The organism is Rhodococcus sp. ACT016 (genome assembly GCF_050477185.1).
In the GTDB taxonomy this organism is placed as follows: domain Bacteria; phylum Actinomycetota; class Actinomycetes; order Mycobacteriales; family Mycobacteriaceae; genus Prescottella.
This window is the reverse complement of sequence record NZ_JBEAET010000001.1, coordinates 2,144,756-2,162,314: the sequence shown is the minus strand read 5'-3', so window position 1 is coordinate 2,162,314 and position 17,559 is coordinate 2,144,756. Positions and strand designations below refer to the sequence as shown.

At 68.6% G+C, this 17,559-nt stretch carries 17 protein-coding genes; 3 read left to right on the top strand and 14 right to left on the bottom strand.

The window, feature by feature from the left end; genetic code table 11:
• Window position 1: 1 nt before the first annotated feature.
• Genes ACQ5DX_RS10110 through ACQ5DX_RS10090 form a run of 5 tightly spaced genes read right to left on the bottom strand, consistent with a single transcriptional unit; the run spans window position 2 to window position 4,595 of the window.
• The gene (locus ACQ5DX_RS10110; RefSeq protein ID WP_430332495.1) at window positions 2-1,081 is read right to left on the bottom strand and encodes an SMI1/KNR4 family protein; all 1,080 of its coding nucleotides are present in this window, start codon (window positions 1,079-1,081) and stop codon (window positions 2-4) included.
• Window positions 1,068-1,844 (bottom strand): cobalt-precorrin-6A reductase, encoded by a 777-nt coding sequence (locus ACQ5DX_RS10105; protein WP_430332494.1) that lies wholly within the window; start codon window positions 1,842-1,844, stop codon window positions 1,068-1,070. Before ACQ5DX_RS10105 ends, ACQ5DX_RS10110 begins: the two co-directional genes overlap by 14 nt.
• 8 nt (window positions 1,845-1,852) lie before the next feature.
• Window positions 1,853-2,602 (bottom strand): precorrin-4 C(11)-methyltransferase, encoded by a 750-nt coding sequence (gene cobM, locus ACQ5DX_RS10100; protein ID WP_430332493.1) that lies wholly within the window; start codon window positions 2,600-2,602, stop codon window positions 1,853-1,855.
• Window positions 2,599-3,831 (bottom strand): precorrin-6y C5,15-methyltransferase (decarboxylating) subunit CbiE, encoded by a 1,233-nt coding sequence (gene cbiE, locus ACQ5DX_RS10095; RefSeq protein ID WP_430332492.1) that lies wholly within the window; start codon window positions 3,829-3,831, stop codon window positions 2,599-2,601. The genes cobM and cbiE overlap by 4 nt, the downstream gene beginning before the upstream one ends.
• A gap of 8 nt (window positions 3,832-3,839) precedes the next feature.
• Entirely contained in the window at window positions 3,840-4,595 is a 756-nt protein-coding gene (locus ACQ5DX_RS10090) for an SDR family NAD(P)-dependent oxidoreductase (RefSeq protein ID WP_430332491.1), read from the bottom strand.
• A 44-nt stretch (window positions 4,596-4,639) separates the two neighbouring features.
• Here ACQ5DX_RS10090 and ACQ5DX_RS10085 point away from each other — a divergent pair, with 44 nt between their 5' ends.
• Both ACQ5DX_RS10085 and ACQ5DX_RS10080 read left to right on the top strand, forming a co-directional pair.
• Window positions 4,640-5,053 carry a PPOX class F420-dependent oxidoreductase gene (locus ACQ5DX_RS10085; RefSeq protein WP_430332490.1) on the top strand — a complete coding sequence of 138 codons (414 nt, stop codon included), beginning with the start codon at window positions 4,640-4,642 and terminating at the stop codon, window positions 5,051-5,053.
• 199 nt (window positions 5,054-5,252) lie between these two features.
• Window positions 5,253-5,651 (top strand): hypothetical protein, encoded by a 399-nt coding sequence (locus tag ACQ5DX_RS10080; RefSeq protein WP_430332489.1) that lies wholly within the window; start codon window positions 5,253-5,255, stop codon window positions 5,649-5,651.
• Window positions 5,652-5,663: 12 nt separating this feature from the next.
• On the opposite strand, the gene ACQ5DX_RS10075 is transcribed toward ACQ5DX_RS10080, so the two are convergent.
• Window positions 5,664-6,818, bottom strand: a complete 1,155-nt coding sequence (locus ACQ5DX_RS10075) for a M24 family metallopeptidase (protein ID WP_430332488.1) — start codon at window positions 6,816-6,818, stop codon at window positions 5,664-5,666.
• Between the two features lie 37 nt (window positions 6,819-6,855).
• Between ACQ5DX_RS10075 and ACQ5DX_RS10070 the strand changes: the two genes are divergently transcribed.
• A complete protein-coding gene (locus ACQ5DX_RS10070) occupies window positions 6,856-7,800 on the top strand; it encodes a 5'-3' exonuclease (protein WP_430332487.1) in 945 nt (314 codons plus the stop codon).
• Between the two features lie 321 nt (window positions 7,801-8,121).
• Here the strand turns inward: ACQ5DX_RS10070 and ACQ5DX_RS10065 are convergent, their stop codons facing one another.
• The 8 genes from ACQ5DX_RS10065 to pafA all read right to left on the bottom strand — a co-directional run bounded on the left by ACQ5DX_RS10065 (window position 8,122) and on the right by pafA (window position 17,532).
• On the bottom strand, window positions 8,122-8,802 hold the full coding sequence (locus ACQ5DX_RS10065; RefSeq protein WP_430332486.1) for an SRPBCC family protein: 681 nt from the start codon (window positions 8,800-8,802) through the stop codon (window positions 8,122-8,124).
• 113 nt (window positions 8,803-8,915) lie between these two features.
• Complete coding sequence (locus tag ACQ5DX_RS10060; protein ID WP_430332485.1) at window positions 8,916-9,755, bottom strand: DUF4333 domain-containing protein; 840 nt, start codon at window positions 9,753-9,755, stop codon at window positions 8,916-8,918.
• Between the two features lie 152 nt (window positions 9,756-9,907).
• Complete coding sequence (locus ACQ5DX_RS10055; protein WP_430332484.1) at window positions 9,908-12,598, bottom strand: DEAD/DEAH box helicase; 2,691 nt, start codon at window positions 12,596-12,598, stop codon at window positions 9,908-9,910.
• Window positions 12,595-13,551, bottom strand: coding sequence for a twin-arginine translocase subunit TatC (gene tatC, locus ACQ5DX_RS10050; protein WP_430332483.1), 957 nt, complete (start codon window positions 13,549-13,551; stop codon window positions 12,595-12,597). Before tatC ends, ACQ5DX_RS10055 begins: the two co-directional genes overlap by 4 nt.
• A gap of 70 nt (window positions 13,552-13,621) precedes the next feature.
• Entirely contained in the window at window positions 13,622-13,894 is a 273-nt protein-coding gene (tatA, locus tag ACQ5DX_RS10045; protein WP_430332482.1) for a Sec-independent protein translocase subunit TatA, read from the bottom strand.
• Between the two features lie 237 nt (window positions 13,895-14,131).
• A complete protein-coding gene (locus tag ACQ5DX_RS10040) occupies window positions 14,132-15,109 on the bottom strand; it encodes a helix-turn-helix transcriptional regulator (protein WP_430332481.1) in 978 nt (325 codons plus the stop codon).
• Window positions 15,106-16,101, bottom strand: coding sequence for a helix-turn-helix transcriptional regulator (locus ACQ5DX_RS10035; RefSeq protein WP_430332480.1), 996 nt, complete (start codon window positions 16,099-16,101; stop codon window positions 15,106-15,108). The genes ACQ5DX_RS10040 and ACQ5DX_RS10035 overlap by 4 nt, the downstream gene beginning before the upstream one ends.
• Before the next feature lie 72 nt (window positions 16,102-16,173).
• Entirely contained in the window at window positions 16,174-17,532 is a 1,359-nt protein-coding gene (gene pafA / locus ACQ5DX_RS10030; RefSeq protein WP_206612394.1) for a Pup--protein ligase, read from the bottom strand.
• Window positions 17,533-17,559: the final 27 nt, after the last annotated feature.

The following is a 17,559-nucleotide window of genomic DNA, read 5'->3' as shown; positions in this document are numbered from 1 at the left end:
GTCAGCCCGCGACGGCCCGGAGTACCCGGAGCAGTTGTTCCGCGTACTCCGGGGCGAACCGGTACCCGCCATCGATCGGCACGAGGTTCCCCCGCTCGACCTTCGCGTCCCACCAGTCCCGCAGGAATCCCTCCGCGTACCCGCCGGTGCAGAACCCGTAAGGGTCGGCGACGAACGAGGTGGTGACCATGAGGGTGTAGCAGGGGCGCTCGTAGTCGGTCTGCCCGTCGGCCCGGTTCACGAAGTCCTCGAACGACGTCGGCGTGGCCAGGTGCGAATACAGCCAGAACATGGCGTCGTACATCAGCCACGAGTCGCCGTCCGCGTGCAGCGCGAAGAACCCCTTGCTCGTCACGATCCGTTCGGCGAGCGCACGGATCGACGCCTCGCCTTCGGGAAGTCCCGAAGCCTCCAACGCCCTACGGACGATCGGTGAGAAGGTGCCGTGCCGTACCACTTCGAGGTCGGCCTGCAGAATCTCCTCGCTGTCGTCGAATTCGTCCTCGCTCACCAAGCCCCGGACGAAGGTCGCGAAGTCCGGCGCGACGAGGGTGATGCGGTAGTGGTCCTCCTGATCGACGTGCACCACTCGCGGCTCACCACGAGGGCCGCAGTCGCGGTAGTCGAGCATGATCTGCTCGTGTCCGCCGCTCGGGGTGTCGGCGATACCGACACCGATGTCCGGGTAGCCCCACTCGACGTGCTTGAACGTCGATCCCAGCTTCCCGCACAGCGACCACGTCGCGGTGCGGCCGATCGCGTAGAGCCCGTTGATCCGGATGTGGTCCTCGGCCCAGATCGTCGGCTCGTCCATCGGATGGCAGCAGCGATCGACCATGCCGCCGTTGTGCATCCGCGCCAGCTCGACATAGGAGTCCGGGAGCCGGTACCCGCCCAGTTCCTCCTCGATCGACGCGATCAGCTCGTCGCTCGGCGGCTGCTCGACATAGCTCTCCCGCGAGTAGTCGCCCTCGTCCCAGAAGCCGGCGAAATCGAATCCGGCGAAATGACCGGTGGTCCGTGTGACGCCGTCGGCCCAACTGCCGTTCGTCGCTCCGGAATCGATGTCATCCACACTCACTCGCGCGGCCTTTCGTGTGTCGGGGGCGCTTGGCCTGCGTGACCCAGGCAGCGGCAGCGTCGAGATCCGACGTCGAGGCCACCCCGGCCGGGATCGGGGTCCGGGCGACCATCACGACGGGAATGCCGAGTTCACGCGCAGCGTCGAGCTTTGCCGACGTGAGCGCTCCCCCACTGTTCTTCGTCACGAGTACGTCGATGCCCCGGTCCCGCATCAGCGTGACCTCGTCAGCGACCGTGAACGGTCCACGGGCGAGCAGGACTTCGGCATCGCGCGGTAGTGCAGTCGAGGGCGGGTCGATCGCGCGGATCAGGAACCATCCCGGGCACTCGGCGAACGCGTCCACGCCCTGCCGTCCGATGGTCAGGAACACCCGCTCCCCCAGACGTGCGATCGCGTCGGCAGCTGATGCGAGATCCGGAACGATGTGCCAACGATCGTCCGGTCCGGCGCTCCATTCCGTGCGCCGCAGCACCAGTAGCGCAACCCCTGCCCGCGCTGTCGAATCGGCCGCGTTGGCGGTGATCCGTGCCGCGAACGGATGGGTAGCGTCGACGACAGCATCGATGTCGTTGTCCCGCAACCACTGCGTGAGCCCTTCGACACCACCGAAACCGCCGATCCGCACCCGGCCGACGGGCAGCACCGGCTCACGGACCCGGCCGGCCAGCGACGAGATCACCTCGATCGTCGGATCCTGATCGAGTCGGGATGCGAGAGTCCGCGCCTCGCGAGTGCCACCGAGAACCAAGACTCTGCGCAACAGTGACCTCAATGCGTGGTGCGCGTGCGGTTCGCGGAGTACAGGTAGCTGTCCGGGAATCCCTCGGCCGCGAGCACCCGTCCGACGATCACCACCGCGGTCTTCGTGATGCCCGCAGCGTGCACCTGGTCGACGAGGGTCGCGAGCGTGCCCCGCAACACCACCTCGTCGGGTCGGGTCGCGAACGCGACCACCGCTGCCGGGCAGTCGGATCCGTAGTTCTCCGAGAGTTCCTCGACGATCTGCTCGATCCGGTGTGCACCCAGATGCACCACCATGGTGGCGCCGCTGCGCCCGAGTGAACGCAGGTCCTCGCCCGGCGGCATCGCCGTCGACAGCGTCGACACCCGAGTCAGCACGATCGACTGCGACACCCCCGGAACCGTGAGCTCACGCCCCAGCGCCGCCGCGGCCGCGGTGAACGCCGGAACGCCCGGCACGATGTCGTACGCGATACCCGCCACGTCGAGGCGTCGAACCTGTTCGGCCACCGCCGAATAGATCGACGGGTCACCCGAGTGCAGCCGCGCGACGTCGAGGCCGGCCGCGTCGGCGGCGATGATCTGCTCGATGATCTCGTCGAGGCTCATCCGGGCGGTGTCGATCACGTCCGCGTTGTCCGGGCACAGCGTCAGCAGTTCGGCCGGCACGAGGCTGCCCGCGTAAAGGCACACCGGGCTCTCGGCGATGACGCGCGACGCGCGCAGCGTGATCAGGTCCGGGGCACCGGGCCCGGCGCCGATGAAATGGACTGTCATAGCGTTTCCCTTTCGGTGCTGTGCGGCTTGACAACCGCCCACTGGGCCACCGGCAACTGCGGTCGCCACGCAGTGAACCCGCCGAGCGGCTCACCGCGATAGATCTGGAACTTGCGCAGCTGTCCCCCTACCCGCGCATGCCAGTGCAGGACCAGCGCCTCCGACTCGGCGGTGACGGCGTTGACGACCATCCGCCCACCCGGTCGCAGGCGCTCCCAGCACGCGTCGAGCATGCCGTCCTGCGTCACGCCGCCGCCGACGAAGATCGCGTCCGGAACCGACGTCTCGCCGGTGAACGCGGCTGGTGCCGAACCACACACACGCAGCGCCGGCACACCGAGCCGCTCCGCGTTGTCGACAATCTGCGCCACCCGCCGTTCCTCGCGTTCGAACGCGACCGCGCGGCAGCGAGGATCGGTGCGCATCCACTCGATGCCGATGGTCCCCGACCCGCCTCCGACGTCCCACAACAGCTCCCCGGGCGCCGGCGCCAAGGTCGACAGTGACAGTGCCCGCACCTCGTGCTTGGTCATCTGCCCGTCACCGCGGAATGCGCTGTCCGGCAGGCCGGGCGTCCGGGTGAGCCGCTGCGCCGCCGGCGTCGCTCGCAGGTCGAGGGCGATCACGTTGAGCGGATCGCCGGGAGCCCGCTCCCAGGTCGCAACGCGGCCTCGGGCGACGTTCTCCCCTGGGCCGCCCAACTGCTCGAGCACCACGATCTCGGTGTCCCCGAAACCTCGGTCGCGCAGCAGGTCCGCGACGGCGGCAGGAGTGTGTTCGTCGGTGCTGAGGACCAGCAGGCGTTCGCCGTCGATCAGGCTCGCCGCGAGCGTCGCCACCGGGCGGCCCACCAGGCTCACCGTGGGGGTCTCGTGTAGAGCCCAGCCCAGCCGGGCGCACGCCAGCGACACCGACGACGGGTGCGCGATCACCCGCAGCCGCTCGGGTCCGAGCACACGGCCGAGGGTGACGCCGATGCCGTGGAACATCGGATCGCCGCTCCCGAGCACGCATACGCGGCGATCGCGATGTTCGTCGAACAGCCCCGGCAGTGCCGGCAGCATCGGTGACGGCCACGACACCCGCAGCGCCGGCGAGTCCGGAACCAGGGCGAGCTGCCGGGTCGATCCCATCAGGACCTCGGCATCCAGGACGGCGGCCTGGGCTCGGGGCGACAGGCCGTCCCAGCCGTCGGCGCCGATTCCCACCACGAAGATCGCATCGGTCACACGCTCGTTCACCTGGGCAGCCGCCGCCAGACGAACTGCGGCAGCAGTCGCATCCCGAAGATCACCGGGCGAAGCAGACCCGGCACCCACACCCGCTCGCTGCCCTTCCGCAGCCCGTGTGCGACGGCGTCGGCCACCTGTTGGGGTGTGCTCGAGAACGGCGCCGGCTTCATGCCTTCGGTCATCCGGCCGATCACGAATCCTGGCCGCACGAGCAGCAACCGGACACCGCTGCCGTGCAGCGCGTCCGTGAGTCCACTCGCGAAGCCGTCCAGGCCGGCCTTCGCCGACCCGTATACATAGTTGGCGCGCCGCACCCGTGTCCCTGCGATCGACGAGAAGACCACGATCTGTCCCGAACCGTGCGCCCGCATCAGGCTCGCCAGATGTGTCAGCACGCTGATCTGCGCGACGTAGTCGGTGTGGACCACCGCGAGCGCGTGGCCGGCGTCCTCCTCTGCCAACGCCTGATCGCCCAGTACCCCGAAAGCGAGGATGGCGACCCCGATGGGACCGTGCTGCTCGGCAATCGCCGACAACACCGCGGGATGATCGGCGACGCGGTCGGCATCGAACTCCACGCAATGCACTTCGGTCGCTCCCGCGTCGAGCACCGTCCGGCACTCCCGTTCCAGGTCGCCGCGACGTCGTGCGGCGAGGACGACGACGCGGCCCGGCGCCAACCGCTGCACGATCTCCAATCCGATCTCGCTGCGACCGCCCAGCAGCACCACTGATCCAGGGGCGTACTCCGTGTCACTCATGACTCCAGTGTCCTGGATTCGGGGCGCTCGAGTACCGTCGGGGCATGGCCAGAATCCCGTCCGATCCCTCCCACCTGACTGCAGAGGCCGCGTCCTTCCTCACCGAACGACACCTGGCGACGCTGACGACCCTGCGCAAGGACGGCACCCCGCACGTGGTTGCGGTGGGCTTCACGTGGGATCCGGAGCGCCGAATCGTCCGGGTCATCACGAACGACGCGTCGCAGAAGGCCCGCAACGCCGACCGCGGCGGCTACGGTGCGGTCAGTCAGGTCGACGGTGGGCGGTGGCTCACCCTCGAGGGACCCGCCCGGGTGCTGTCCGATCGGGCCTCGGTGCTCGAGGGCGAGCAGCGGTACGCCGCCCGCTACCGCACGCCGCGGGAGAACCCGACCCGCGTGGTCATCGAGATCTGGGTCGAGCGTGTGATGGGGTCGGCGATCCTCGTCGATCGGTGAAATCGTCTGATTTACACCGATATTCGGCCGAACCGAATGTGGATTCGGCGTCATCGGCGGCGGTACCGTGTGAGGACGTCACCAGCGCACCCGAGTGGGGATGGTCATGACACCTCGACGGACACACCTGCCGACGACGCACCGGTCCGGTCCACGTCGGGTCCTGCGATGGGCAATTCCGGCGGCCGTCGTCGCCACAATGGCCGTACCCGCGAGGGCCAACGCACTGCCACCGCACCCGTTCGGTCCCCCGGCCCTGACGATCGGCTGCCCCAACCAGGGCAGCCTGATGTCCTTGACCGGGGCCACCGGACAGTCCGGGCCCGAGCAGACGCCACCGATCGGGCCCGGCGAGATCCGGTTCGAGACGTTCCCCGCAGCGCCCCCGATCCCCGCTGCCGGGCAGGTGACCGTCGCGTGGATCAACCTCTCCACGGGCGCTGTCGGCATCGCACCGCTCGAGGGCACCTACCCGTACTACTCGAAAACAGTACAAACCGGCCACGGAGACATTCGGGCCACCGTGTTCGGCACGATCGACATGGGCAGCCTGCCCCTGTGCCAGGTGAGCCCGACGTTCGGCAACTTCATCGCCTGACCGGAACGCACCTCATCCGGGGAGGACTGTCAACCCGTGCGGGCGAAGGTTCATCGACTCGCAGCCGTCGGCCGTCACCACGACGATGTCCTCGATCCGGGCGCCCCACCGCCCCCGGAAGTAGATTCCCGGTTCGATGCTGAACGCCATGCCCGGTTCGAGCGCGACCGTGTTGCCGGCGACGATGTACGGCTCCTCGTGGACCGACAGCCCGATGCCGTGTCCGGTGCGGTGGACGAACACGTCTGCCAGGCCCGCCACGGCGAGGACATCGCGCGCCGCAGCGTCGACGGATTCCGCCGTCACGCCGGGACGCACCGCTTCGACCGCTGCGCGCTGCGCCGCCTCGAGCACCGCGATCTGCTCCGCGACCTCCGCGTCGGGCTCACCCAGGCTGTACGTGCGGGTGGAGTCCGAGTTGTAGCCGGGCTCGACCGGGCCGCCGATGTCGATGACCACGATGTCGCCCGATTCGATGACCCGATCGGACACCTCGTGATGCGGGTCGGCGCCGTGCGGACCGGATCCCACGATGACGAACGCCGCCTCGGTGTGGCCCTCCGCCAGGATCGCGTCGGTGATGTCCGCCGCGACCTCGGCCTCGGTGCGCCCCGGACGCAGCCATTCGCCCATGCGGGCGTGCACCCGGTCGATGGCGGCGCCCGCCCGGCGCAGCGCCTCGATCTCGGCGTCGTCCTTGATCATCCGGAGCTCGCGCAGGACGCCGGTCGCCAGCACCGGCACCGTCCCGAACCGGCGCGCCAGCGGGACCAGATGCAGCGCCGGCATCGCGTCGGTGACCGCGGTGCGCGGAGACTCCGGCAGCAGCGACGACACCACGTCGTACGGGTCGACGCCGTCGACCCAGTCGTGCACCGGCAGGTTCAGCTCGGCCACCGCGGAATCTCCCAGCGACGCAAGCTCGAGCCGAGGCAGCACGACCGACGGCGCGTTCCCGTCGGACGGAACCACCAGGCACGTCAGACGCTCGAAGGAATCGGCGCGTGACCCGATCAGGTAGCGCAGGTCCGGCCCTGGGGTGATGAGCAGGCCGTCGAGTCCGGCACGCTCGGCGAACTGCGCGGCTCTGGCCAGACGGTCGGCGTACACCGCCGTCGGGAACCGGGATGCAGTAGAACGGTCGGAGCCGGCGCTGTGGGAACTCATGAGCACCAGGCTAGTGCCGTTTGGCAGGATGAGGCGCATGAGTGGACCATTGCTGCTGCTGGACGGTGCGAGTCTGTGGTTCCGGGCGTACTACGCCCTGCCCGAGTCGATGACCGCGCCGGACGGACGTCCCGTCAATGCCGTGCGCGGGTTCACCGACATGGTCGCCGCCCTGATCACCCGCACCCAACCGTCCCGGCTCGCGGTGTGCCTCGACCTCGACTGGCGGCCCCAGTTCCGCGTCGACGCCGTGCCGTCGTACAAGGCGCACCGCGTCGCGGAGGAATCCGACGGCTCCGTCGAGGAAGTCCCCGACACCCTCACCCCGCAGGTCGACATGATCATGGACGTCCTCGGCGCGGCCGGTATCGCGACCGCGGGCGCCGCCGGTTTCGAGGCCGACGACGTGCTCGGAACGCTTGCCGCGCAGGAGAAGAGCGACCCGGTCGTCGTCGTCAGCGGTGACCGCGATCTGCTCCAGGTGGTGTCCGACGACCCGGTTCCGGTGCGGGTGCTGTACGTGGGCCGGGGCCTGGCCAAGGCGGAGCTGTTCGGTCCCGCCGAGGTCGCCGAGAAGTACGGCGTACCCGCCGACCGTGCGGGCGATGCATACGCCGAACTCGCTCTGCTGCGGGGTGATTCCTCCGACGGCCTGCCGGGCGTCAAGGGAGTGGGCGAGAAGACGGCGTCGGCGCTGCTGCTGAACCACGGCTCCCTCGAGGGTCTGCGCGCGGCCGCGCTCGACCCGTCGAGCGACGTCGCGAAGGGGGTTCGCGCGAAACTCGCGGCGGCCGCCGATTACATCGACGCGGCCCTGCCGGTGGTGCGGGTCGTCACCGACGCCGACGTCGAACTGTCCCGCCCGGACACGCTGCCCGCGGCTCCTGTCGATGCCGATCGGCTCGCCGAAGTCGCCGCCACCCTGGGGATCGAGCGTTCGGTGGCCCGACTGGTGGCCGCGCTCGCGGTCGAACGCGCCTGAGTTTGTCCGGGCAGTTCCGGGGCCCGATACGAGCAAGCCGGTGAGTGATCAGTCACGTTCCGCTCGAACCGTCGTCACGGCATGGCTCTACGGCGGACCGCAACACGGCGACTCCAAGGACGTTTCGATCCCCCTGCCGCCGACAATCACCACCTCCGCGAACGAGGTCTATACCAGGGTGGGTCCCGAACTCGACGAATCCGGCCAACCGTTATCCACGTGGTGCTATCGCTGGGAACCCCACGTCGCGCTCGAAGAACCGCTCGATCGTCAGAGGTCCCCGACAGACGCGCGATGCATCCGCGGCGTCGCGATCAGTGGCTAGAGCGTGCCGTTCTCGATGTCGCGTTGCATGGCCTGCTGGTTCGCGATGTGCGAGGACACGCCGTTCTTCACGGTGTAGTCGATCAGCGCGGCCGGCGCCGAGAACGTCAGGTGCTCGGTGACCGTGGTCGCGTCGCCGTCCTCGGCGAATGTGACCTTCTGGTGGGTGATCACGCCGGGCATGTCCCAGGTATCGGTGCTGTACCAGTGATCGGCGGCGTACACCCGCTGCTGCCCGACGGTGCGGCCCGGGATCGTCACCGGTCCGGCCGGGATGTCCTCGAGGGCGATGAACTCCCGGACGTCGGCGCCGCCTTCGGTGTACGTGCGGCGGTCGAGCACGCCACGCAGGAACGGGTGCCGTCCGACGCCGTTGGCGAAGTTCGAATACACCGGGAACACTCGATCGATGGGGGCGTCGATGGTGATCGGCAGGGTGACGTTCACGGTCACCAGCGCCGAGCCGGCCTGGCTGTTCTCCAACTCGTAGGCCACCCACGAGGCGTCCCACTCCGCGTCCAGCGTGGAGTGAGACGCCGAAACAGGTTCGGCCCCCGCAACTCCCGCGCCCCCGAGCACGATCGCCGTCGACAGCACGCAGGCTGCCAGAAACGTGGACTTCGTGCCCCCGGTCCACCGGCCACCGAGACGCTCGGGACGTTCGGGACGTTCGACCATTCGTGTTCCTCCCCCACCGAGACCGTCGCACTATTCGACAACCGGGCGAATCCTACGCCGCCCGCGCCTTCGATCAACCCCGTTCGGGGTCAGTCCCTAGCAGGGGCACACGGCTAGCTCGGGCGGCTGACCTCGTACGTGCCCTCGTTGTCGGTGAAGGTGACGGTCACCGTCTTGGGCGTGCCGTCGACGGTCAACGAGCACTGGAAGGACGAGCCCTGCTCGACCTTCTGCCCGGACGGGCAGCTCACATTGGAAACCGAACGCGCACCGTACGACTCGGTGACGATCTGCTCGACGCCCTTCTGGGCCGCGTTCTGATCGAGTGTCTTCCCGCCGAGCGACGTGGTCGCGAACACGATGCCACCGACGACGACCACCGCGGCCACGCCGATCCCCACCCACATCAGGACCTTATTGTTGCCGGACGACGACGCGGTCGGAGGCATCGCCGGTGCGCCCCACTGGTTCGGCTGCGGGGCACCGAACTGCGGCTGCGGATAGCCCGGCTGCGGTGCGTATCCGCCCTGCTGCGGATAGCCGCCCGGCGCCGCGCCCCACTGCGGCTGTCCTGAGGCGGGGGCGCCCCACTGCGGCGCCGGCCCCGGCTGTCCTGTACCGGAGGGCTGGGAGTTCCACGGCTGCTGGGTCGGCTGAGTGGGCGCCGGCTGACCCCACTGCGGTGCGGCCGCGCCCCACTGCGCCGTCGGCGCGGACGGCGGTGTCGGCGCCGCGGGGTACGGCTGACCGTACTGGTTGTACTGGCCGGCCACCTGCCCCTGCTCCGGCGCCGGAAATCCGGTGTTCGCGTACGGATTGGCGGCGAACGGGTTCGGCTCCTGCGACTCCGGCGTCGTCGGCGCACCCTGCGGGGCCGGAGCCGGGTTGTCGGACTGTTCCGGGGATGACGCCCACGCCGGGTTGGCGTCGTTGGGTCCCTGCGGAGCGTTCATGAACACTGCCTCCTCGACTGGTCTGCGCTGGTCCCGCCCGAAAAGCCGTCTGTCAGGCCCACGACCAGTCCCCTCCCTTGTCAGATATCACCGCCACACTACGCATTCACCCGGCCCGAACCACCGGCGCCCGGCCTCGAAAGGGTCGAGCGTCAGGTCGCAGCCACAGCGACGACGCCACGCCGGATCGCCCCGACCGCCCGGGCCGCAGCCTTCGCGACGCCCGGATCCGACGCCGTCGAATGAACCTGGTCGAGCAGATCGATCACCTGTCGGCACCACCGCACGAAGTCGCCCGCCGACAGCTCCTTCCCGCCGGAGCCGGCGGCGACCAGCGCATCGACCAGTGGTTCCTCACTGGCCCACTGGTATACGGCGGTCACGAAACCCGGATCCGGTTCGCGAGTGAGCGGCAGCTTGTGCCGAATCTCGTCGGCCCGCAGCTCGCCCCACACCCGGGCGGTATCGACCAACGCCTGACGGATCGGCACCGTCGGTCCCCGGTCCGGGGCGTCGGCGTCCTGCCGCGATTCGTACACGACGGACGAGACGACCGCGGCCAGTTCCGCCGGCGACAGCCCGCTCCACACCCCACGGCGCAGGCACTCGGCCACGAGAAGGTCACTCTCGCAGTAGATCCGGCTCAGTCGCTGACCGTCCTCGGTGGCCTTCGGATCCGCACCCGCGGCAATGAACCCGCGCTCGGTCAACAACGCGACGATCCGGTCGAAGGTCCGCGCCAGCGAATTGGTCGTCGCGGCTACCTTCTGGCGCATGGATTCCGTCTCTCGCGCGAGCCGGTTGTAGCGCTCACCGATGCGGCTCAGCTGCTCGCGATCGGGCCGGGTGTGGCACGGGTGCGCGCGCAGCGCCTTCCGCAGCTCCACGACTTCCCGGTCTTCCCGACCGCCCTTGTCGCGCTTGAACCTCCGCGGTGGGGTGATGCCGGTGCTGCGTAGCGCCGACGCCAGGTCGCGGCGTACGCGCGCCGTGCGGTGATCGACGTGGCGGGGAAGCCGCATCCGCCCGAGTGCTCGTGCCGGCACCGGGAAGTCCGCCGCACTGACCCGGCCCGCCCACTTCTCCTCGGTGAGCACCAGCGGGCGCGGATCGCCGCGGTCCTGATCGCTCTCCAGGACCACCGCGAGGCCCGACCGCTTGCCCACCGGGATGGCGATGACGTCGCCGCGGCGTAGGGAGGTCAGCGACTCCACGGCCTCGCCTCGCCGGTCGCTCCGCTTCTGTCGCTCGAGCTGACGTTCCCGGCTGCGCAGCTGTTCCCGGATCTGTACGTACTCGAAGAACTCTCCGTCGGCGCCGCCGAGGCGCTCGCGCAGTTCCGCGAGGGCTTCCTCGTTGCGCTCGATTCCCCGCGTGAGACCGACGACGGACCGATCAGCCTGGAACTGCGCGAACGACCGCTCGAGCAGTGCCCTCGACTCGATCGCGCCCATTCGGTCGACCAGGTTGATCGACATGTTGTATCCGGGGCGGAAGGAACTGCGCAGCGGGAACGTACGCGTCGACGCCAGGCCCGCGACGTCGGCCGGCTCGACACCCGGCTGCCACAGCACCACCGCGTGGCCCTCGACGTCGATGCCGCGGCGCCCGGCCCGACCGGTGAGCTGCGTGTACTCGCCGGGGGTGAGTTCCGCATGGGTGTCGCCGTTGTACTTGACGAGCCGCTCGAGCACGACGGACCGGGCGGGCATGTTGATGCCCAGCGCCAGGGTCTCGGTGGCAAACACGGCCCGGACGAGTCCGTTGACGAACAGTTCCTCGACGGTCTCGCGGAAGGCCGGCAGCATGCCGGCGTGGTGCGCGGCGAAACCCCGCTCGAGCGCTTCGCGCCAGCCCCAGTAGCCGAGCACCTCGAGGTCGGCGCGTGGCAGGTCCCGCGTGTGCTTGTCGACGATCTCCCGGATGCGCTCGGTCTGTTCCGGTGTCGTGAGCCGCAGCCGCGATCGGACACACTGCGCGAGCGCCGCCTCGCAGCCGGCACGACTGAAGATGAAGGTGATTGCGGGCAGCAGCCCTTCCTCATCGAGGCGGGCGATCACCTCGGGCCGCGGCAACGGGCGATGATCGCCCGATCGACCGCGTCCCCGCGGCTCCCACGAGTTCATCCGATCGAGCGCCAGGCGCTGCTTGACGTGGCGCACGAGGTCCGGGTCGACGACCATCTCGCGTCCACCGGTCGGGGTCGCCTTCGCGTCGAACAGGTCGAACAGTCGGCGACCCACCATGATGTGCTGCCACAGCGGGATCGGACGGGTCTCGTCCACGACGATCGTGGTGTCGCCGCGCACGGTCTCCATCCACGCGCCGAACTCCTCGGCGTTGCTGACGGTCGCGGACAGACTGACCAGGCGCACATCTTCGGGCAGATGCAGGATGACCTCTTCCCACACCGCGCCGCGGAACCGGTCGGCGAGGAAGTGCACCTCGTCCATCACCACGTGGGACAGCCCACGCAGCGTGGGCGACTCCGCATAGATCATGTTGCGGAGCACCTCGGTCGTCATGACCACGATCGGGGCGTCCGAGTTGATGCTGGTGTCACCGGTCAGCAGACCGACGGCGTCCTTGCCGTGACGCTCGCTCAGCTCGGCGTACTTCTGGTTGCTGAGCGCCTTGATCGGCGTCGTGTAGAAGCACTTGCGGCCCGCTTCGAGAGCGAGGTGGACAGCGAACTCACCGACGACCGTCTTCCCGGCGCCGGTCGGCGCGCACACGAGCACACCGTGACCGGCCTCGAGCGCGGCGCACGCCTCGATCTGGAACGGATCGAGCGGAAAACTCAGCTGCTCGGTGAACGCATCGAGTTGGGTTCGTGGCCTCACAACGTATCCGAGTAGTCCTGCGCGGATGCCGGCTTCGGTGCCGCGGACGGCTGCACCGGGGACACATCGTCGATCCCGGTGGGCGCGGAGATCGTGGAGGCCTCCTCGTCCGACAGTGCCGCGAGATCCTCGGCCTCACGCCGGGTCTTGCGCATGTCGTGGACGCGGGAGATCTGGATCGACAGTTCCAGGAGCACCGTGAGCGCGGCGGCCAGGGCGATCATCGTGAACGGATCCTGCCCGGGCGTCGCGATGGCCGCGAAGAGGAACAGCGAGAATATCAGGCCACGACGCCACGCCTTCAGCTTCGCGTAGGACAGCACGCCGACGAAATTGAGCGCGACCACCAGCAGCGGAATCTCGAAGCTGACGCCGAAGATGATGAGGACGTTGATGACGAAGCCGAAGTACTGCGAGCCGCTGAGCGCGGTGACCTGGACGTTGTCACCGATCGTCAGGAGGAAGTGCAGGGCCTGGGCGACGACCAGGTAGGCGAGGACGGCACCGGCGACGAACAGAGCCGACGCCGAGAACACGAAGCCCATCGCATACTTGCGTTCCTTCGCGTACAGGCCGGGGGTGATGAACCGCCACAGCTGGTACAGCCAGACCGGGCACGCCAGCACGATGCCGGCGGTCAGTGCGACCTTCAGGCGCAGCATGAACTGCTCGAACGGGCCGGTCGCCAGTAGTCGACACGCTCCGTCGGGGCTCAGTTCCGCACGACTAGACGCCGGCAGTGAACAGTACGGTCCACGCAACAGTTCGCCGAGACTCTCGATCCCGAAGATCGATGTCGAGTACCAGAAGAACCCGATGAGCGTCGTCACGAGGATCGCGCCAACCGCGATGAGCAGACGCGTCCGCAACTCGTAGAGATGCTCGACGAGCGACATGGTGCCGTCTGGATTTGTCCTGCGCCTGCTCCGACGCGGGTCGAACGGAATTCGCACTATGGGCCCTAGCCTTGGTCAGCAGTGATCCGGGGTGATCAACTCACCCCGGATGCTCGTGAAACGTGAACTAGGCCGACTTCGGCTCGGTGCGGGGCTGCTGCGGGGTCTCCACGACCGTGGCATCGAGCGGCGCGGACGGCAGCTGGGCGGACGGAGCCGGATCGGAGGCAGCACTCGCCGACGGGTTGCCGTCGTTCTGCATCTCCTTGACCTCACTCTTGAAGATCCGCAGGGATCTACCGAGCCCGCGAGCCGCTTCCGGCAGCTTCTTGGAACCGAACAGGATGACGACCACCAGCGCCACGATGGCCCAGTGCCACAGGCTGAAGCCTCCGGTCATTACTACCTCCAAATATCAGACGCCAACGATGCTACCGGACGTGTCTGCGTCGGTCCTGGTGCAAATGTCCTGTTCACCGTGACTTAACAACCAACCGGAGCGGTTTGCGCACCTACCGGCGATCCAGTTCACGCAACCGCTATTCGAAGTTACTCTTCTCGTCGTCTCCACGGGGCCGTTCCGCCGGATCGACACGACAATTCGGGCGCGTGCATTCGGCGTCGGATCGGGTCCGTCTCACGCCCCGAGTGCGTCGTACGCATCGAGGGCGGCCCGCGCTCGATCCCGCACCGCGTCGACCAGTTCCGCCGGTCCCAGTGCACGCGCGGCCGACCCGAAACCGAGGACCAGGCGAGCCATCCATTCCAGCGAGCCGTACCGCATCGTCACCTCGACGGAGCCGTCCGGCAGCGTCTCCACCGGGTCCATCGGGTAGTTGTCGAGAATCCAGCCGTGGGACGCCGCGATCCGCAGACGCGCGAGCGGGAGCCCGGCGTCGGCGCTGAACAGCTCGAGATGCTCGTCTGTCCCCAGGGCCTGCGGCGGCGGTGTCGCCGCCTCGTCCAGTTCCACGGCGGCGTCGATCCGATCGAACCGGAACAGCCGGACTCCCTCGGACTGGCGGCACCACGCCTGCAGATAGGTGTGATCGTCGACCAGGAGCGACCGGATCGGATCGACGACGCGCTCCGATACCGCGTCGCGTGACGCCGAGTAGTAGGTCAGGTGGAGGGCGCGATCGTGCTGCAATGCCGAGCGGACGGTGGCCGCGACCGGATTCTCCGGTGCCGCACCCGACGTGCCCTCCTCGTCCGGACCGTCTCCGCCCATCGCGCGCGCCGCGGTTCCCGCCGCCGATTCGATCTTCGCGATCGCGCCCTGCGCTGCTGTGGGGTCGACCATTCCGGGCAGTTCGGCCAGTGAGCGCAACGCGACCAGCAGCACCGTCGCCTCCGTCGACGTCAGACGCAGGGGCCTGTCCATGCCGGCCGAGAAGATCACCGACACGGTGTCCTCGTCGAACGACAGATCAATCAGGTCGCCGGGGCCGTACCCCGGCAGCCCGCACACCCACAGCTGGTCCAGGTCCTTCATCAGATTCTGGACGGAGACACCGAGCTCGCGGGCCGCCTGGTCCTTGCTGATGCCGGGGTTCGCCATGAAGTACGGCACCATGTTCAGCAGTCGAGCCAGCCGGGACAGTCGGACGCTCACCGCTCCACCTCCACGCTCTCCGCGGCGAAACGGAGCTTCTCCTTGACCGCCGAACGCAGCGCCTCCGGCTCGAGCACAAGCGCATCGACCCCGTGGCCCGCGATCAGACGAGCCGTCCAGTCCCACGACCGCACCGGGATCTCCAGGACCGCACCGGGCCGGGAGCCGAGTTCACGCGTACCCCGAATGGTGCCGAGGCGACGCAGCTCGGTCGCCCGCCCCTCTGCGACCCACACCACCGCGATACCGGTCACGGACCCGGCGCCGGTGACCGCGTCGACGACGGACCGTAGATCGACGTCCGCGGGCTTACGCACCGCATTCGCCGGACCGATCGCCCGGACGGGATCGGCAATGCGCGACAGCCGGAACGTGCGGGTCGCGTCGCGATCGACGTCGTGCCCGACGAGATACCAGCGGCCACGCAACGTGACCACACCCCACGGCTCCACGGTCCGGGTCACGAACTCCTCGGTGGGCGCACCACGATGCTGGAACGTCACCGCGCGGCCCGCGTCGATCGCCTCGAGCAGCTGCCGCATCGCGGACTCCGATCCGCGGGTGCGCGCAGGAATCGCCGACACCGGCACGGCGTCGAGTTCCGCATCGACCTGCACCCCGGCCGCACGAAGCTTCATCAACGCGCTCTGGGACGCCGCCGTCAGTTCGGGCGATCCCCACAGACGCACCGCGACCGCGACCGCGGCCGCCTCTGCGGCATCGAGATCGACGTCGGGCAGCTCGTAGGCATCCCGGTTGATCCGGTACCCCTCGACTGTCGAGAAGCGGCCCGCCGGTCCCGTCTCGAGCGGAATGCCGAGGTCGCGCAGCTCGTTCTTGTCCCGCTCGAACATCCGGCTGAACGCCTCGTGACTCGCCGACTCGTCGTAGCCGGCCACGCTTTCCCGGATCTTCTCCGCAGTGAGGAACTGCCGGGTCGAGAGCAGGCAGATGACAAGGTTCATCAACCGCTCGACTTTGGATATCGCCACGCCGCCGAGCCTAGTGGCAACAGACCGGACCGAGTGGTAGCAAAACGGGCGAACTGCCCGGTCGCACCGCGATCACATGGACGCGATGAGCCGCTCCACCCGCTCGTCGACCGAGCGGAACGGGTCCTTGCACAGCACCGTGCGCTGCGCTTGGTCGTTGAGCTTCAGGTGCACCCAGTCCACCGTGAAGTCACGGCCGGCGTCCTGCGCTGCCGCGATGAAATCGCCCCGCAGCTTGGCGCGGGTGGTCTGCGGAGGTGTCTCCACGGCCGCTTCGATGGTCTCGTCCTCGGTGACTCGCTTCGCCAGTCCCTTGCGCTGCAGCAGGTCGAAGACGCCGCGCCCACGCTTGATGTCGTGGTACGCCAGGTCGAGCTGCGCGATCTTGGGATCGGAGAGCTCCATCCCGTACTTGTCCTGGTAGCGCTGGAACAGCTTGCGCTTGATCACCCAGTCGATCTCGGTGTCGACCTTCGCGAAGTCCTGGTTCTCGACCGCGTCGAGCGTCCGGCCCCACAGATCGACCACCTGATCGACCTGCGGGTCCCGTTCCCGGGTCCGCAGATGATCGACGGCCCGCGAGTAGTACTCGCGCTGGATGTCGAGCGCACTCGCCTGGCGGCCGCCGGCCAGCCGCACCGGGCGCCGGCCGGTCAGATCGTGGCTCACCTCGCGGATCGCCCGGATCGGATTGTCGAGCGCGAAGTCCCGGAACGGCACCCCGGCCTCGATCATCTCGAGGACCAGCGCGGCGGTCCCGACCTTGAGCATCGTCGTCGTCTCCGACATGTTGGAGTCGCCGACGATCACGTGCAGGCGGCGATACTTCTCGGCGTCGGCATGAGGCTCGTCGCGGGTGTTGATGATCGGACGCGAGCGCGTCGTCGCCGACGAGACGCCTTCCCAGATGTGCTCGGCACGCTGCGACAGGCAGAACGTCGCGGCCTTGGGCGTCTGCAGGATCTTTCCGGCGCCGCAGATCAACTGCCGGGTCACCAGGAACGGCAGCAGCACGTCCGAGATGCGCGAGAACTCTCCGGCCCGCACGACGAGGAAGTTCTCGTGACAGCCGTACGAGTTCCCGGCCGAATCGGTGTTGTTCTTGAACAGGTAGATGTCCCCGCCGATGCCCTCCTCGGCGAGACGCTGCTCGGCGTCGACCAGGAGTTCCTCGAGCACACGCTCACCCGCGCGATCGTGGTTGACGAGCTGCAGCAGGCTGTCGCATTCGGCGGTTGCGTACTCGGGATGCGACCCGACGTCGAGGTACAGCCGCGCGCCGTTGCGGAGGAACACGTTGGAACTGCGGCCCCACGAGACCACCCGCCGGAAGAGGTAGCGGGCAACCTCGTCCGGACTCAGCCGTCGATGACCGTGAAAGGTGCAGGTGACACCGAACTCGGTCTCAATTCCCATGATTCGTCGCTGCACACTTCGACACTACAGCGCCGAACGCGA

Excerpts from the sequence above, each read along its gene's own strand:
- cobM (WP_430332493.1), bottom strand. The coding sequence starts at position 2,602 with ATGACAGTCCATTTCATCGGCGCCGGGCCCGGTGCCCCGGACCTGATC.
- ACQ5DX_RS10090 (WP_430332491.1), bottom strand. The coding sequence starts at position 4,595 with ATGAGTGACACGGAGTACGCCCCTGGATCAGTGGTGCTGCTGGGCGGT.
- ACQ5DX_RS10085 (WP_430332490.1), top strand. The coding sequence starts at position 4,640 with ATGGCCAGAATCCCGTCCGATCCCTCCCACCTGACTGCAGAGGCCGCG.
- ACQ5DX_RS10080 (WP_430332489.1), top strand. The coding sequence starts at position 5,253 with ATGGCCGTACCCGCGAGGGCCAACGCACTGCCACCGCACCCGTTCGGT.
- ACQ5DX_RS10075 (WP_430332488.1), bottom strand. The coding sequence starts at position 6,818 with ATGAGTTCCCACAGCGCCGGCTCCGACCGTTCTACTGCATCCCGGTTC.
- ACQ5DX_RS10070 (WP_430332487.1), top strand. The coding sequence starts at position 6,856 with ATGAGTGGACCATTGCTGCTGCTGGACGGTGCGAGTCTGTGGTTCCGG.
- ACQ5DX_RS10065 (WP_430332486.1), bottom strand. The coding sequence starts at position 8,802 with ATGGTCGAACGTCCCGAACGTCCCGAGCGTCTCGGTGGCCGGTGGACC.
- ACQ5DX_RS10060 (WP_430332485.1), bottom strand. The coding sequence starts at position 9,755 with ATGAACGCTCCGCAGGGACCCAACGACGCCAACCCGGCGTGGGCGTCA.
- tatA (WP_430332482.1), bottom strand. The coding sequence starts at position 13,894 with ATGACCGGAGGCTTCAGCCTGTGGCACTGGGCCATCGTGGCGCTGGTG.